This is a genomic window from Dysgonomonas reticulitermitis (assembly GCF_054601275.1).
Genome location: NZ_BAAHWU010000018.1, coordinates 1 through 16,522, shown reverse-complemented (window position 1 = coordinate 16,522; position 16,522 = coordinate 1). Strand labels below are relative to the sequence as shown.

General features: G+C 37.9%; 13 protein-coding genes. 6 read left to right on the top strand and 7 right to left on the bottom strand.

Annotated features, from left to right (window positions below; all coding sequences use genetic code 11):
- Positions 1–240: 240 nt before the first annotated feature.
- On the top strand, positions 241–3,120 hold the full coding sequence (locus ACYPZI_RS08525) for a PD-(D/E)XK nuclease family protein (protein WP_459600579.1): 2,880 nt from the start codon (positions 241–243) through the stop codon (positions 3,118–3,120).
- A 99-nt stretch (positions 3,121–3,219) separates the two neighbouring features.
- Here the strand turns inward: ACYPZI_RS08525 and pheS are convergent, their stop codons facing one another.
- From pheS to ACYPZI_RS08490, 7 genes are all read right to left on the bottom strand, one after another.
- On the bottom strand, positions 3,220–4,239 hold the full coding sequence (pheS, locus tag ACYPZI_RS08520; protein ID WP_459600577.1) for a phenylalanine--tRNA ligase subunit alpha: 1,020 nt from the start codon (positions 4,237–4,239) through the stop codon (positions 3,220–3,222).
- Positions 4,240–4,601: 362 nt separating this feature from the next.
- The gene (locus ACYPZI_RS08515; protein WP_459600575.1) at positions 4,602–5,465 is read right to left on the bottom strand and encodes a bifunctional helix-turn-helix domain-containing protein/methylated-DNA--[protein]-cysteine S-methyltransferase; all 864 of its coding nucleotides are present in this window, start codon (positions 5,463–5,465) and stop codon (positions 4,602–4,604) included.
- Between the two features lie 167 nt (positions 5,466–5,632).
- Positions 5,633–6,973 carry a TolC family protein gene (locus ACYPZI_RS08510; protein ID WP_459600573.1) on the bottom strand — a complete coding sequence of 447 codons (1,341 nt, stop codon included), beginning with the start codon at positions 6,971–6,973 and terminating at the stop codon, positions 5,633–5,635.
- 12 nt (positions 6,974–6,985) lie between these two features.
- On the bottom strand, positions 6,986–8,113 hold the full coding sequence (locus tag ACYPZI_RS08505) for an efflux RND transporter periplasmic adaptor subunit (RefSeq protein ID WP_459600572.1): 1,128 nt from the start codon (positions 8,111–8,113) through the stop codon (positions 6,986–6,988).
- Positions 8,114–8,160: 47 nt separating this feature from the next.
- A complete protein-coding gene (locus ACYPZI_RS08500) occupies positions 8,161–9,417 on the bottom strand; it encodes an ABC transporter permease (protein ID WP_459600570.1) in 1,257 nt (418 codons plus the stop codon).
- Positions 9,418–9,445: 28 nt separating this feature from the next.
- Positions 9,446–10,702 (bottom strand): ABC transporter permease, encoded by a 1,257-nt coding sequence (locus tag ACYPZI_RS08495; RefSeq protein ID WP_459600568.1) that lies wholly within the window; start codon positions 10,700–10,702, stop codon positions 9,446–9,448.
- 11 nt (positions 10,703–10,713) lie between these two features.
- Positions 10,714–11,409, bottom strand: a complete 696-nt coding sequence (locus ACYPZI_RS08490; protein ID WP_459600566.1) for an ABC transporter ATP-binding protein — start codon at positions 11,407–11,409, stop codon at positions 10,714–10,716.
- 496 nt (positions 11,410–11,905) lie between these two features.
- Between ACYPZI_RS08490 and ACYPZI_RS08485 the strand changes: the two genes are divergently transcribed.
- From ACYPZI_RS08485 to ACYPZI_RS08465, 5 genes are all read left to right on the top strand, one after another.
- A complete protein-coding gene (locus ACYPZI_RS08485; RefSeq protein ID WP_459600564.1) occupies positions 11,906–13,153 on the top strand; it encodes an efflux RND transporter periplasmic adaptor subunit in 1,248 nt (415 codons plus the stop codon).
- Positions 13,154–13,202: 49 nt separating this feature from the next.
- Complete coding sequence (locus ACYPZI_RS08480; RefSeq protein WP_459600635.1) at positions 13,203–13,865, top strand: ABC transporter ATP-binding protein; 663 nt, start codon at positions 13,203–13,205, stop codon at positions 13,863–13,865.
- A 10-nt stretch (positions 13,866–13,875) separates the two neighbouring features.
- A complete protein-coding gene (locus tag ACYPZI_RS08475; protein ID WP_459600562.1) occupies positions 13,876–14,010 on the top strand; it encodes a hypothetical protein in 135 nt (44 codons plus the stop codon).
- 21 nt (positions 14,011–14,031) lie between these two features.
- A complete protein-coding gene (locus ACYPZI_RS08470) occupies positions 14,032–15,282 on the top strand; it encodes an ABC transporter permease (RefSeq protein WP_459600560.1) in 1,251 nt (416 codons plus the stop codon).
- A 732-nt stretch (positions 15,283–16,014) separates the two neighbouring features.
- Positions 16,015–16,522: Arm DNA-binding domain-containing protein (locus ACYPZI_RS08465; protein WP_459600558.1), on the top strand; the 508-nt coding region annotated here is incomplete at its 3' end.

Sequence of the window (16,522 nt, the reverse complement as noted above, 5' to 3'; positions counted from 1 at the left end):
GTCATATTTTTTCTATTATATTGAAGTCGTCTGGACTTTTTATTTTTCATTTTTTTTGTCATTCTGAGGAACGAAGGATCTTCCTTTAGGAGATGTTTCACTATCGTTCAATATGACAAAGAGGATAAAAAATGGATAAAAGTTTTATTTTGTAAAAAGTCCAGACGACTTCATTACTTATTTTAGAAGGGAAATGGGCTTTATTTACTATTTTTGTATTGACTGATTTATCCGTATCTGATGATTCCTTTTTTGCATAATGTAGCTCAGGTATACTATAAAGCCTACGGACAATTTGTGAGCCGTTTTACGTTCGTCTTTCCAAATAGAAGGGCGGGTATCTTCTTTCAGAATTATCTATCACAGATAGTCGGGCGTCCTATATTTTCCCCTGAAATACTAACTGTAACAGACCTGTTCGAACGATTAAGCCCCTATAAAAAAGCCGATCGCATAGAAATGCTATTTCTACTATATGATATATATAAGCGAATAAGCGGAACGACAGAGACTTTTGATGAGTTTCTTTACTGGGGTGAAATGCTTTTGAATGACTTCGACGATGTAGATAAATATTTGGTTGATGCCAAACAGCTTTTCCGTAATATCCAAGACCTGAAAGAGATTGATGCCGGGTTTGATTTTCTTACAGATGAGCAAATAGAAGCTATCCGTCGTTTCTGGTCTAACTTTCTGCCTGTTGGTGAAAACGATAAGAAAAAAGATTTTCTGGAAATGTGGGAAGTTCTTTTTCAATTGTACTCTCTTTTGCGCGAACAGCTACAGAAAAAAGGTTTGGCCTACGAAGGAATGATTTTCCGCGATGTAATAGAACGATTGTCACAGGATGAAAATCCGGAACTTCCTTTTGAGAAAATTATATTTATAGGATTGAATGGGCATAGCAAATCGGAAGAAAAGCTTCTAAAATTCCTGCATAAAAAAGAGATAGCCGATTTTTATTGGGACTATTCATCTCCTCTGGTGCGTGATCCCCAAAACAAAGCTTCATTCTTTATGGATAAGAATAAAGTGCAATTTCCATCTCAACTGGCTTTATCTCCGGAGGAATTAAGCATGGAAATACCTATTATAGAAGCTATTGGAATACCCTCTTCGGTAGGACAGGCAAAACATATATATCCTATACTGAAATCATTATTAAAGGAAAAGCATATAACACCTGAACAAGCAGTAAATACGGCTTTGGTTCTACCTGATGAAAACCTGTTGCTACCTGCATTATACTCGGTTCCCGAAGAGATCGACAAGATAAATGTCACGATGGGATATAACCTGAGTAACAGCTCTATATCCGGATTGATGGAACATATATTTGAGTTGCAACGCAATATTCGTAAGTCGGAAAACTATACAGGCTTTTTTTACAGACCTGTACTTGCTATATTGAATCACCGGTATATAACAAATATCGCCGGAACTGAAGCCAAGAAATTGAGACAAAGTATAATACAGTATAACAAAGTTATTATATCCGTCCAAGAATTATTTATACATCCTGTATTCCGTTTAATATTTGTACCTGTTGACAAATGGGAAGACATACCCGATTATCTGAAAACGATACTTGCCACGCTGAAAACATCGCTCTATACAAAAGAAAAAGAAGATGAGGATGTGAGTGCCCGATCTGTAGATATAGAGTCCGAATTTATAGTTGAATATTACAAGACTATAAACAAAATGGATGATGCTTTGAAGAATATATTCCCTGAAATGTCAGTTGAAACATATTTCAAATTATTGAAGAAACTGATACAGGGCATTAGCGTGCCATTTAGCGGGGAACCATTAGCCGGATTGCAGATAATGGGAGTGCTGGAAACCAGAGCTTTGGACTTTGACAATTTAATAATCCTTTCTATGAATGAAGGGATATTTCCAATGAAAAAGGCAACCAGCTCATTTATCCCGTACAATTTAAGAAAAGGCTTTGATTTACCGACTTACGAACATCAGGACAGTATTTTTGCCTATCATTTCTACAGGATGATAAACAGGGCTAAACGCATATACTTATTGCATGATACACGCACCGAAGGTCTGCAATCGGGAGAAGTAAGCCGTTACTTCAACCAGATCAAGCACCTGTATGCCAACTCATTCGACGTAAGAGAAAATCTGACTGTATATAAAGTTACTTCAAGTGAAAGCCTATCAATATCAATACAAAAAACGCCTCAGATACAAGAAAAGTTGAATATATTTTTGCAAGGAGGTGATAAAAGATTATCTGCCAGTGCGATAAATACATATCTGAATTGTCCGCTGCAATTCTATTTCTCGGTAGTAGAAGGAATGGCCGAAGAGGTTGAAATAGCGGAAGTAGTAGAGGCCAGTATGTTCGGTACTATTTTCCACTCGGTAATGGAGTGGCTGTATGAACCATTAAAAGGGAAACTAGTAACAGCCGACCTCCTTCATAAAATCCGGAAAGACGAAAACTTGTTGACTGAAAAGATAGAAAAATCTTTTGCGGAGAATTATTTTAAAACGGAAAAAGTAAAAAGGCTTACAGGGCAGAATTTTCTCGCAGGTGAAGTTCTAAAGAAGTATGTAAGAAAAGTGCTATCTATTGATGCATGGCAGACTCCTTTTATATATATAAATTCGGAAGAACAGATAAAAGCGGATTACCCGTTACCGTCCGGAAAAGTGGTATCACTAAAAGGGTTTATTGACCGCGTAGATGAAGTGAAGGGACGAACCCGCATTATTGACTATAAAACCGGACGGGGAGCATTGGTGTACAAAGAGATGAAAGATCTCTTTGATAAGGAAATGAAAAACAGGCCTAAAGCCGTCATGCAGGTATTCATGTACTCTCATCTATACATGCTCGATCATCCGGATAAAATATTAGAGCCCGGAATATATTACTTGCGAAATCTTTATGATACAAAGTTTGATCCTGATGTAATAAACAAATCAGGCAGAGAAGAAATACAAGTTACCGACTTTTCAAGATACCGGACAGAATTTAAAACACACTTTGATGCCTGTCTGGAAGAAATATTCGATCCTGCCGTACCGTTCAGTCAAACACCTACAGGAGAAGCATGCAAATGGTGTATTTTCACGAATATATGCAAGAAGTAGAAAGTAATTTGAAAATTAGCCAATTTGAATATGCGCTAATTATTACAAAGTAACAAGAAGCATTTTCAAATTTCCTAATTGGCTAATTTTCAAATTACTTTAATAAGCGCTTTCAAACTGTTCGAGGAATCGTTTGTCATTCTCGGAGAACATGCGTAAATCCTTCACTCTATACTTCAAGTTGGTTATTCGTTCTATCCCCATTCCCAAAGCGTAACCGGTATATACTTTACTATCTATACCACAATTTTCCAACACATTCGGATCGACCATGCCACAACCGAGAATTTCTACCCAGCCTGTATGTTTACAGAAAGAGCAGCCTTTTCCACCACAGATATTACAAGAAATATCCATTTCGGCGCTAGGCTCGGTAAAAGGAAAATATGAAGGGCGCAAACGTATTTTTGTATCCGCGCCAAAAAGTTCTTTAGCTACAAACAATAATGCTTGCTTCAGATCGGCAAATGACACATCTTTGTCTATATACAATGCCTCCACCTGATGGAAGAAACAATGCGCGCGGTTCGATATGGCTTCGTTACGATAAACACGTCCCGGACAGATAATCCGTATCGGAGGTTGTTGTTGCTCCATTACTCGCGTTTGTACAGATGAAGTATGGGTACGCAGTACAATCTCAGGGCTACGGGCAATGAAGAATGTATCTTGCATATCGCGTGCCGGATGATCGTCGGCAAAGTTCAAAGAAGAAAATACATGCCAATCATCCTCTATTTCAGGGCCTTCGGCTATAGAAAAACCTAAACGGCGAAAGATGTCGCAGATTTCCTTTTTAACAATGGATATCGGATGCCGAGTACCTAATACTACCGGTGCAGACGTGCGGGTAAGATCGATTGTATCACCGGATGTCTGTATATTTTCAAGGGATTCTCTTAATTGATTGATCTTTTCCTGAGCTTTTTCTTTCAGTTCGTTGAGCTTCATCCCCACTTCACGTTTCTGTTCTGCAGCAACATTGCGGAAATCGTTCATCAACTCCGATATTTCACCTTTCTTGCTCAGGTATTTTATCCGCAGCGCTTCTATTTCTTCCGCTTTTTCGGCTTTCAGATTTTCTATATCTGATAGTAATTGGTTAATCTTATTTATCATGCTCTCTGTTCTTTTTCTTTAAGCATACAAAAATACGTTTTTATTCTTAATTTTAAGACAGAACTATCAATAGTATAGGGCAACCGCATCAAAATTTTGACCCCTACCGGAATAAACAGTCATCAGTCAACAGTTATCAGTCAACAATTCGTAATTTTTCCAACCCGAAATTCCTCTTGACCCGTAATATAGTCTATCCGGAAAAGTGGGATGTACAATCTATGTACAGCAAAAATAAAATGAAATTCCCTAACAGTTACTTTGAACCTGTTTAAATTTTATTCGTTCCGATTTCCAGAACTATAAAGGTTTTTACAGAGAGGATGATAAACAAGAGGAGGTTTTCCATATATATCCCGATATCAGGATTGTACAATATGGTAATCAGAAGATGTATTAGCCCTCTCCCACCCAATCATAGCGGCCTTGCGATCACTACCCCAATGGTATTGACCAAACAGACCGGTAGATTGTATAACACGATGGCAAGGAATAAGATAAGCGACGGGATTGCGCCCTATTGCCGAACCAACGGCCCTATTGGCTTCAGGCTTACCTATAATAGTGGAAATATCGCTATATGAAGAAAGTTTACCTTTTGGAATTTTCAGTAATGCTTCCCACACTTTGATCTGAAAATCAGTTCCTTTTATATGAAGCTTTACTTCATCCAGCTTCTTCCAATCGCTTGTAAAAATAGAAATAACACGATCTTGAATATCATCTATAATGTTCTGATATGTCGCATTCGGAAAAAGGGAAAACAATTCTCCCAGAACTTCCGTTTGATTATCAGAAAACGCCATATAGCAAATGCCTTTAGATGTAGTTGCAATGAGTATCTCTCCAAAAATGGTAGAGAAAAAGCTATAATTGACAGATAAATCCTTACCTCCATTTTTATACTCTCCGGGAGTCATTCCTTCTATTTTAACAAATAGGTCATGTAAACGTCCTGTTCCCGACAATCCGACCTCATATGCAGCATCGAAAAGAGAAGAGGAATTTTCTTTAAGAATACCTTTTGCATACTCGACGCTTATATATTGTAAAAATCGCTTCGGACTGACTCCTGCCCAATCGGTAAACATCCGTTGGAAATGGTATGGGCTCATGTGAACATATGCCGCGACTTCATCCAAATCGGGTTGGGCTTTGTAATTGTCGTTCAAATAACCGATCGCTTTTCGAATACGATCAAAGTCTATCTTACCTTGCTGATCCATAATATCCTTTTTACAACAAAGCTATAACAACTTCGACTTGAAACCAACCCGATTCTTGCTATAATTTTTCAGATAAACAAATTTACGTTTGCATTTTCAGCCCGGTCAAGATATGCTAGTCCTAAATAAGCGTTACAGGTTTATCAGGACTAGTCATAATTAATAATTTACTCTATATCAATTGGTTTCCCTTGATAGAAATCCAGAATTTTAGCACGGAAAATGAAATCATACTTTGCCCTTATACGTTCAGATCGATTGTTCAAAAGTTTTGTTTTAGCTTCACTATATTCAAAAGCTGTAGATTTACCTATATCATAGCGTTCCTGAGCATATTTCAGAGATACTTCGGCAGCTGTTTCTGCTTTTCCGGTAGATATATATGTGGCATGGGCCCCCACTGCACTCTGATACGCCTGCTGTATCTCTTTATACAATGCCAGTTTGACATTATCAAGCGCTAAGCTTTGGTTTTCAATACTTAGATGGGCAGAGCGCACTTGATTACGCGTCTGAAAACGATTAAAGATCGGGATATTCAAGCTTAATGAGATATATTCTGATCCGTTATCTTTAAATTGTTTCCCAAAACTATCATTTGAACCACCGGCAGATAACTTTGACACATATCGATAATTCGTACCATATCCGGCACCAAAATTAAGTGTAGGCCAATAACCAGACTGAGCTACTTTTAAGTTTTTCTTACTACTTTCGAGCTTATACTCAGCCTCTTTCACGTGAGGCTTTACCCCTAATGACAGTTTATATACCTGATCGGGAGGTATAACACTCGACAGATTGTCAGTAACCACATCTTCTGATTTAGGCTCTTGAACATCAAAAGAATTTGTATCAGGCAGGTTTAATGATTGAGACAAATTCAATAAAGACAGAGCCAGATCATTCACCGCGATTGTTACATTTAAATCATCTTTAGCCTGCTGTGCTTTAATATCATATAATTGAGAAGCCGGAACTTTACCCGATTCAACAAGTATTTCAGTTCTTTCTACCTGCAATTTACTTAAATCAGCCTGCTCGCGATATGCTTTCAATATTTCTTTCTTGAAAAGAACATCTAAATATAGAGATACAACTTGTAGCTCCAGATTTTCTTTTGCCTTTTTCAAACCTTCTGTAGCTGCTTGCAGGTCCAATTCATTAGCCTTTATTTGATTAGTTATCCTAAACCCTGTAAATACAGGTATACTCGTCGATATATCGAAAGATGTTCCCGATGAATTAACTGACTCTGTTACATTATTACTCAATGTTGAACGTCCAAAATTAAAACTTTGCCCTACACCTGCGTTTAAATCCGGTAAACGGCTGTTTTTACTTGTACTAAGGTCTATCTCTGCACTTTTCACTTTCAAAGCTTCCTGCCTGAGTTCAATATTATTTTCTACAGCATAATCAACGCATTCACGCAATGTCCATTTCTTTTGAGCCTGTATACATAAACAGAGACAAAATAGGCCGCATGATATAATTAGTTTTTTCATACTCTTATATTGTTATTGTTTCGGAGCCTCTGCTTTAGGTTTATCCGAGATTTCGTTACCTCTGATCTTATCTCCCTTTTTCAAACCGGATTTCACTTCTACTTTAATACCATCAGATAATCCAACCATAATGTGTTTTTTGTCAAAAACTTGTTTGTGATCAGTTGTATCTTTTAATATATAGACGAAAGCCGAATCGTTACTGAAAGTTACAGTACTTTCCGGAATAGTCAAAACCTTTTCCATTTTTGCTAAAACAATTTCAGCATTTGCACTATACCCGGCTCTTATTACAATTGTATCAGGGATACGGGCGGCAGCCTTTATCTCAAATAAAATAGCGCCATTTTCCTCAACGCCTTTAGGGGCAATGTATTCCAATGTTGCATCAAACTTTTTATTTTCAATAGCTCCTACAGATAATTTTATAGGCATTCCTGTGTGTACACGGCCAACTTCCGTTTCATCAATCTTTCCAATGAATATCATATCATTCATGTTAGCTACAGTAGCAATAGTAGTCCCATCGTTGAAAGTATTTGCCTGAATAACCGAATTCCCTGCTTTGATAGGTACATCTAAAATCATACCTGTAATGGTAGAACGTATCTGTGTATTACTATATTGAGCTGTTTTCTTGGAAATTCCGGTTTTTACAATATCCAGATTATCTTTGGAATTTTCTAATTCCTCAATAGCCTTCTTATAATCGGCATCCGATTTGTCCATCTCTTCTTTAGCTATTACTCCTTTTTCGAAAAGCTGTTTCTGCCGTTCATGTTCAGTTTTTACCTGAGCAAGATTTATCTGAGCCACATTTACACGTGATTCGGCAGAGTTCAATTGTGAAACCTCTGGAATTACTTTTACAGTAGCAATAATATCTCCAACTTTTACAAAGTCTCCCGCTTCTTTCATTACTTCTGATACAATACCGGATATCTGAGGTTTGATCAAAATTTCATCGCGAGGAGAAACTTTTCCTGTAGCAACAGATGTATTTTCAACATCTCCTGTATCAGCTGTTACAATCTCATATACAACCTGCTTGGGTTGTGATTTTTTCCAGAGAAAGGCGAATGTACCAACGACTATAAGTCCAAGAAGTACAAACAGAATAATTCTGAGAATCTTTTTCATATTATATTTAGTTTACAATTTCTATATATTATTTATTTCTACTTTTTTTATTCATCCCTGATAGCATCGATCGCTTTTACACGAAGTGCTCTAAGCGCAGGCATCAATCCGGCCAAAATTCCCGAAAAGATAATGATAAGCATAGCTATAATCGCTGTCCAGAAGGAAACGAACGGAGGTATAAATATTTGTTCCTCACTTACTCCGGCAGTCATAGCCTCATATATAATCTCAAGGATGGAGACACCGAACAAGAAGCCTGCAAACCCGGCGATAGCTGTCAACACAAAGCTCTCACTTAATATTTGAACCATAATAGCCATGGGCTTCGCTCCTATTGCCCGTCTGACGCCAATTTCCCTTGTCCGTTCGCGAACAGTGACCAACATAATATTACTAATACCAATGATACCTGAGAATAATGCTCCAAGTCCAACAATCCAGATAAGAATATCTATACCCAAAAATAGATTTTGAAAAATCTTGAACTGTTTTTCGACGTTCACTCCACCCATAGCCTTTTCATCAGTCGGGGATATATCATGTGCTGCTTTTATTATAGATTTGACCTCTTCTTCTACCATCGATGCAGGATAACCCGGTTTAGCAGTACAAGCTATAAACCAAATATCTTGTCCTTGGTTGAACGCCCGTTGAGTTGTAGAAAAAGGTAAATAAATAGATTCTTCAACGTTACCTCCAATAGAAGCTCTAGACTTCGGTCTAATGACGCCTATCACCTGAAAGTAAATACCGTTTACCCTTATGTATTGACCTATAGCCGATTCACCGGGTTTGAACAGGGTTTCATATACTACCTTCCCAATTACACAGACCTTTCGACTCCCTTGTTCGTCCAGTTCATTAAATAAGCGTCCGGACAGAATATGCTGTCCCTCTATTTTAAAATGTTCCGGATATATGCCCCTAACATCATATGTTCCTGATTTATGCCCTCTTACAGCATTTTTCTCTCCACCACTAATAAACAGCATAGGAGATACATATTCTACAGATGTAGCTTTACGCCTGATAAGATCCATATCGCGAACATTCATAGACCAGGTACGTCCTTTGCGATAACCTTTATAAGCCTCGCTGGTACGTCCGGTCCAGAAGAAACATGAATTAGACGCAAAACCATCAAAATTCTTAGAGATCCCACCCTGTAGTGAATTACCGGCCCCGATGAGCAGGATCAACATAAAAATACCCCAGAAAACCCCAAATCCTGTCAGAATGCTTCTTAGCTTATTCCGGGTAATGGTAGTCCATATTTCTTGCCAATTATCTATATCAAACATTTTATGCTATGTTTATGCTATTCAAATTCTATTCTGCTCTCATTGCTTCTATCGGCCGCACCCGTGTAGCCTTCAATGCCGGGATAAGACCTGCGATAACTCCGGCTATGACTAAGACAAGTGTCGCAGCTATAACAGTACCAATATCCACTGTCGGATCTTTAAATACGGTCGGGCTATCCATTGTTCTCGGACCTACTGTCATCATACTATTTATACCTTCGGTCAGTAAAATACCGAAGACCATGCCTATATAACCTGCGACTGTTGTTATGAGGATCGACTCAAAAATGATTAATCTGAGTACTGACGCGGGAGTAGCGCCTATCGCTTTGCGAATGCCAATTTCCCGTGTACGCTCTTTTACCGTTATGAGCATAATATTACCGACCCCCACAATACCTGCCATTAATGATGCCAGACCTATAACCCAAATAAAAATATTTATACCGTTAAATATCTGGTTGGTTTCAGCTACATCTTCTGCAGTATTTCGTATATAAAGCGCAGACCTGTCGGCAGGATCAAAAGAATGCAGTTGCGCAACTCTTTTTCGCACGCGTTCTACAAAAGCTTTATTCGCGTCAAGATTTGTAATCCCTTTTACTGTAAAATCTATTTGACGAAATCCCCATCCCTTACTATAAAGCATCTGCGCTGTAGTAAAAGGTATATATGCCGGAGGATTATTCATAAACATGTCGGAATCGTCGTATACTCCTATAACCTGATATGCAATTCCGTTTGCCACTACATATTTGCCTAAAGGTTCTGTGCTTTTAAACAGAAGGCGTTTCATTTCCGGGCTAATAACAACCACTTTCCGCCTGTTATCTATATCCAGCTTATTTAAGAAACGGCCATCGCCTGCCCTCACTTTTATATTATTAATAAAAGCCGCATCCTGCGATACACCGTCAAGCCGCCAAGCTCCATATTCTTTCTCATAACTCATCGTTACACTTTGGCTTACCCTGGCTGACACATATTCTACCTCCGGAATCCTGTTTTTTATCAAATCATAATCTTTGTGATCAAATTTGATATTACGATTTGTCGGCAGTCCCTTATATGGCATCGAAGTCCAGCCCGGCCAAAGAGTCACCGAGTTTTGAGCCCGGTTAGAAAAATTGGACGTTACACCATTTTTCAGGCCATTTCCCGATGCTAAAAGTATAATAAGCATAAATATACCCCATGCCACGGCAAAACCAGTAAGGGCAGTGCGTAATTTATTCTTATTTATCGTTGATAATATTTCGCGTAAAGAGTCAAAATCGAACATCTCCGTTTTTTTTACATTTCTATTACAGGATTTTCATTTATCTCTATTGAGCCTATTATACCATCTTTGATATGTATAACCCGGTCAGTTGCATTGGCGACTGACTGTTCGTGTGTAACAATCAACATAGTTATTCCGTCATCTTGATTTATCTGACGGAGCAGCTCTATAACTTCTCGTGAAGTTTTACTATCCAAAGCTCCCGTCGGCTCATCAGCCAATATAATTTGCGGATGAGATATCAAAGCCCGTGCTATAGCCACACGTTGCTTTTGACCTCCGGATAACTCGTTAGGCATATGAGCGGCATGGGTAGCCAACCCCATCTTATCCAGATATTCCATAGCCATAATATTTCTCTTCTTACGGCTCATACCTTGGTAATACAGTGGAAGCGCTACATTCTCCAGTGCATTCTTAAACGATATAAGATTGAAAGACTGAAAAATAAAGCCGATCATTTTATTGCGCAGTTCAGCGGCTTTTGCTTCCGATTGATTACGAATAAGCAGATTATCGAGATAATACTCACCCGTATCGTAATTATCGAGTATCCCCAATATATTAAGCAGAGTAGATTTACCCGAACCCGATGCTCCCATAATAGAAACAAGTTCACCCTTTTCGACATCCATATTAACACCTTTCAAAACATGTAAAGGCGCGCCATTATAATAGGTCTTGTTCAGATTTTTTATTCTAATCACAGTGTCTCAATTTATTTTAATATTGTCGCAAATTTAGGTTAATTTTTGAATAGAGAAGAAGCTCGCCTATCCTTTTATACTTATATGTCGTAAAAAGCACAAAAAGGTTACATCATTTTGTTTTTTTAACATAAAAAGATTCAATTTGATTAATACATTAAGAGCCTGTTTAAATTTTACCAAAACATTTTATTATAGCTCTTTTTTCGTTCATTTTCAGTCTCTTTTTATCTGATTTTTCCCTTTCTTCAGCTTGAGTAGCCCGCTATTCGCGCTTCAGAAAAGAAAAAATCATTCTAAAAATAGTTCTGAAAATCGGAACGAATAAAATTTAAACAGGTTCTAAAATAATTCGCTAAATCTCATTTATACTGTATTTCGTACATAATGTCCGATACCGGACATACACCACAATCGCAAAACACTAATAATAACCACTTTAAAAACACGGCATAATATTAGACAGATACTCTGTAAAATAATAAAATTATAAAAAATGGACAGAAAAATACCATTAAGCGAAAAAAGAAAAGAACAACGAAAACAGGTTTTCCGCTATGGTGCTATAGGTGTTGGTATAGTCATAGTCATTTTAGTTATTATTAGTTTACTGGAAGGATCTATTTCTACTAAGAATATAGTTATAGGATCTGTAGATAAAGGGACAATAGAAATAACCATAAATGCATCCGGCAAAGTTATTCCACAAACAGAAGAAATCATCGTTTCTCCTATTAATAGCCGGATTCTGGAAGTATACAAAAATGCAGGGGATTCTGTTACAGCCGGCGAGCCAATACTGAAACTGGAATTGGCATCTATAGAAACAGACTATAAACAAAAGCTTGACGAAAAAGAAATGAAAAAAAGTAAGCTTATTCAATCACAAATAAGTTTAGACAATAGTATTTCAGAACTTCAAATGAAAATGCAGGTAAAAGAAATGAACCTGAAACAGATGCTAACCGAACTAAGAAATGAGCAATATCTCGATAGCATAGGAGCCAGTACATCGGACAAAGTACGTCAGGCTGCACTAAATTATGAAGTAGCTAAATTAGAGCTTCAACAATTAAAACAACAAATAGAAAATCAACGAAAAAATGCAGCAGCAGAGGTAAAAGTGCAACAACTTGACCTTAGTATATTTGAAAAATCACTAAGTGAGAGTGCCCGCCTTTTAAAAGACTCGCGTATTCTTTCACCACAGAAGGCAACCTTAACTTATGTAAATAATCAGATAGGATCGCAAGTATCGGCCGGTACCCAAATAGCTATTGTTTCCGACCTGAGCCATTTCAAAGTAGAAGCAGAAGTCGCCGATAGTTATGCTGAAAAACTGAGTTCGGGAGCTAAGGCAATTATCAAAATAGGGCAACTTCAGCTGGCAGGTACCGTTGTCAACATTACCCCTTCCGTAAAAAACGGGGTAATAAACTTTACCGTTATGCTAAAAGACCCGGGCAATAGCCGACTTAGAAGTGGCTTAAAAACAGACGTGTATGTAACCCACGGAATACAGGAAGAAACTCTCCGTATACCTAATTCATCTTACTATATCGGAGCGGGTGATTACGAATTATGGGTAATAAAAAACAATGAAGCGCAAAAGAAAAAAGTAAAACTTGGTGAAAGCAGCTTCGAATATGTAGAAGTAATAAACGGGCTGAATGAAGGAGAACAGGTAATTGTTTCTGATATGAGCCAGTATAAAAACAAAAAGACATTAAAGATTAAGAATTAAGAAGAAAACAACTCAATATAAACAAATTAAAAACATCAACACTATGTCTATTATTAATTTACAGGGTATAACTAAAATATACCGTACCAAAGAGGTAGAAACAATAGCTTTAGAAAATGTAAATCTGGAAGTGGAAAAAGGAGATTTTCTTTCAGTTATGGGACCATCCGGTTGCGGTAAAAGTACCATGCTCAACATTATGGGCTTACTGGATGTGGCAAGTGAAGGAAAAATCCTGATCAACGATACCGAAACCAACAATATGAAAGATAAGGAAATGGCGGAGTTCCGTAATAAAACTTTAGGGTTTGTTTTTCAAAGTTTCCATCTGATAAATTCACTAACCGTACTCGACAATGTGGAACTCCCTCTCCTTTATCGAAAATCAGGAAATGCCAGTCGCAGGGAAATGGCTAAACATGTACTCGAAAAAGTCGGCCTTTCTCACCGCATGAAACATTTTCCTTCCCAATTATCAGGAGGACAATGCCAACGTGTGGCCATAGCTCGCGCCATTATAGGTAATCCACAGATAATTTTAGCCGATGAGCCAACAGGTAATCTGGACAGTAAGATGGGGAGTGAAATCATGGATCTTCTTTTCAACCTGAACAATGAAGGTACTACTATTGTAATGGTAACGCACGACGAACACATTGCTAAAACGACTAAACGTATCGTCCGTTTCTTTGACGGAAGAAGAGTCGAATAATAATTAGCGATTGAAAACAACATTTCTTGCAGCCGTTTTGACTACTATCGCGTTAATGTTCCTGTTTGCAATTGTCAGTGTTTGGTATCCGGCCTATGTAGCATCTAAAACACAACCGGCCATAGCGCTCAAACAAGAAGAATAAAAACCATAAGATTTATCCTACATGTATAAAATATATATCAAACAAGCCATCGAGATGCTGAAACAAAACAAATTCATCAGCATTATTACTGTTGTCGGAACTGCTTTAGCTATCATGATGATTATGGTAGTTATTGTTTCGCAATCGATAAAAAACACAAACATTTCTCCTGAAAATAACAGGAACAGGACACTATATATTAAATGGCAAAAGAAAGAAGGTATAACTGATAAGTCGAAATTCAGAAATAGTTATGTTGGATATGATACTTACAAAGAATATCTATCGAATCTAAAAACTCCTGAACTAGTAACAGCAATATGTAATGAACGTGAATACTCTATTGCTAGCACAGAAACCCATCCCATACGTTTATCACTAAACAATAAATTTGTTGATGCCGCATATTGGCAACTCATGTCTTTTAGTTTTATTGACGGAAAGCCTTTTACAAAGGAAGATTTCGATTCGGAACTAAAAAAAGCAGTTATTACTGAAAGCACAGCCAGACAATTATTCCGAAATATAGAAAATGTTGTCGGAAAAACAATTCAGGTAAATTTTAAACCATTCGTCGTATCAGGCATTATAAAAGATGTTTCTCCCGTATTTGAATATGCTTATGCCGATATATATATACCGTTTACTACTGTAAAAGACTATCAATACAACGGATATACAATTCTGTTATTAGCAAGAAACAAGAATGATTATCAGGCGATAGATGAAGAAATTAGGCTTGCCGAACGCAAATACAATGCAACGGATAGTGAATGGACTCTCAGCTTATCAGGGCCTTACGATCACAAAGCCCAGCAAATGAATAAAAGCACCGACATACCTGATATTAAGAAAAATAACCACAGAATGGCTTTTATCATAATTGTTTTATTTCTTATTCCGGCGATCAATCTCTCCAGTTTCAGTATATCCCGCATCAAAAAACGAACAGAAGAAATTGGGATAAGAAAATCCTTCGGCGCGAAAAAGCAAACTATCCTCATACAAGTATTATATGAAAACCTCATTACCACTCTTATAGGAGGTATTATTGGTCTGGCATTGTCATACTATGCCGTCGTACAATTGAAAAAATGGCTGTTAGGAATCGATATCGGTAGTTCAATTCCATTGGAAACCCTTGTTTCTCCAAACATATTTGCAGGTGTATTTATTGTGTGTCTGATTTTGAATCTACTCTCGGCAGGCATACCTGCTTACAAAGCATCGCGAATGAAAATTGTTGAATCTCTTAACCGGAAAAGCGAATAACTATGATACAGCATATTTTTAAAATAATATGGAGCGAACACAAAACTAATGCATGGTTACTAGCCGAACTAATCATTGTATTCTGTAGAAGTTTGTTACTTTTTAGTTAAATTCCGGTTTGTCATGCTGACGACAGGAAGCATCTCCTGTCTCCCGGGGGTCGGGATCCTTCCCTGCGGTCAGGAGGACAAAGAGGGTAGCCGCGCGAGCAAGGGCTAACGGCTAACAGCTATCGGCTAAAAAATAAGTGTGGAGTTTGTTACTTTTTAGTTAAAAAGTTACGAGGTACAAGTTGTTGACTGATGACTGCTAACTGTTGACTGATGACTGTAAGAACTGTAGTAGTTTGTTACTTTTTAGTTAAAATCAATACCCACAAGCAACTTTGCGCAAGTTGAAGCAAACTAACTGATTACCAGTATTTTTAATCAAAAGCAAACAGGTAGATGAAGCCGGAAAAAGACCGGAAAATACCCATTTTGGACAGGGTACAGTTACTAAACCGTTACCTGTATTTCCCCTGTTCCGGCTTGATAAACGATACCTGAACGTTATGTATAAACCTTTGATTGGCATACGGTTGTTTATAGTGATCCTGGCTTTGTACAGGCAAAGGTAATAAAACACTAGTAAAAAGCAGTCAAAAGTTTTGTTAGCGCTGATTAGCCGTATTTTGCGTAGCGGCAGATAACTCAATGGTAAATAATTTTGAAATTTTAATTGAGTTATTGTATGCGAAGTACATTTAAAGTATTATTCTATTTGAAGAAGAACAACCTGAACAGGGATGGCGAAGCCCCCATCATGGCGCGGATTACCATCGACGGGATGATCGCGCAGTTCAGCTGCAAGGCATCCATCCGCCCCGACCTGTGGGAAACGAACTACAACCGTGCGGCGGGACGCAGCGATCAGGCCAGGCAAATCAACAGCCTGCTCGATGAAATCAAGGCAGGGATAGACAGGCATTACAAAAAGGTATTGGAGCGGGACTCGTATGTTACCGCCGAAAAAGTAAAGAACTCCTTCCTCGGTATAGACCTGCGCGGTGAAACCCTGTTGCAGGTATTCAAACAGCACAATGACGATTTTAAGAAAATGCTCGATGCCGGATTGAGGTCGAATTCAACATACCAGAAATACAAGGATGTTTACCTGCACCTGGAAGCGTTTATTAAAAAGCGGTATAACCGTACAGATATAGCATTGATAGAGCTTGCCCCGGCCTTTATCACCGACT

Excerpts from the sequence above, each read along its gene's own strand:
- ACYPZI_RS08525 (WP_459600579.1), top strand. The coding sequence starts at position 241 with ATGATTCCTTTTTTGCATAATGTAGCTCAGGTATACTATAAAGCCTAC.
- pheS (WP_459600577.1), bottom strand. The coding sequence starts at position 4,239 with ATGATAAATAAGATTAACCAATTACTATCAGATATAGAAAATCTGAAA.
- ACYPZI_RS08515 (WP_459600575.1), bottom strand. The coding sequence starts at position 5,465 with ATGGATCAGCAAGGTAAGATAGACTTTGATCGTATTCGAAAAGCGATC.
- ACYPZI_RS08510 (WP_459600573.1), bottom strand. The coding sequence starts at position 6,973 with ATGAAAAAACTAATTATATCATGCGGCCTATTTTGTCTCTGTTTATGT.
- ACYPZI_RS08505 (WP_459600572.1), bottom strand. The coding sequence starts at position 8,113 with ATGAAAAAGATTCTCAGAATTATTCTGTTTGTACTTCTTGGACTTATA.
- ACYPZI_RS08500 (WP_459600570.1), bottom strand. The coding sequence starts at position 9,417 with ATGTTTGATATAGATAATTGGCAAGAAATATGGACTACCATTACCCGG.
- ACYPZI_RS08495 (WP_459600568.1), bottom strand. The coding sequence starts at position 10,702 with ATGTTCGATTTTGACTCTTTACGCGAAATATTATCAACGATAAATAAG.
- ACYPZI_RS08485 (WP_459600564.1), top strand. The coding sequence starts at position 11,906 with ATGGACAGAAAAATACCATTAAGCGAAAAAAGAAAAGAACAACGAAAA.
- ACYPZI_RS08470 (WP_459600560.1), top strand. The coding sequence starts at position 14,032 with ATGTATAAAATATATATCAAACAAGCCATCGAGATGCTGAAACAAAAC.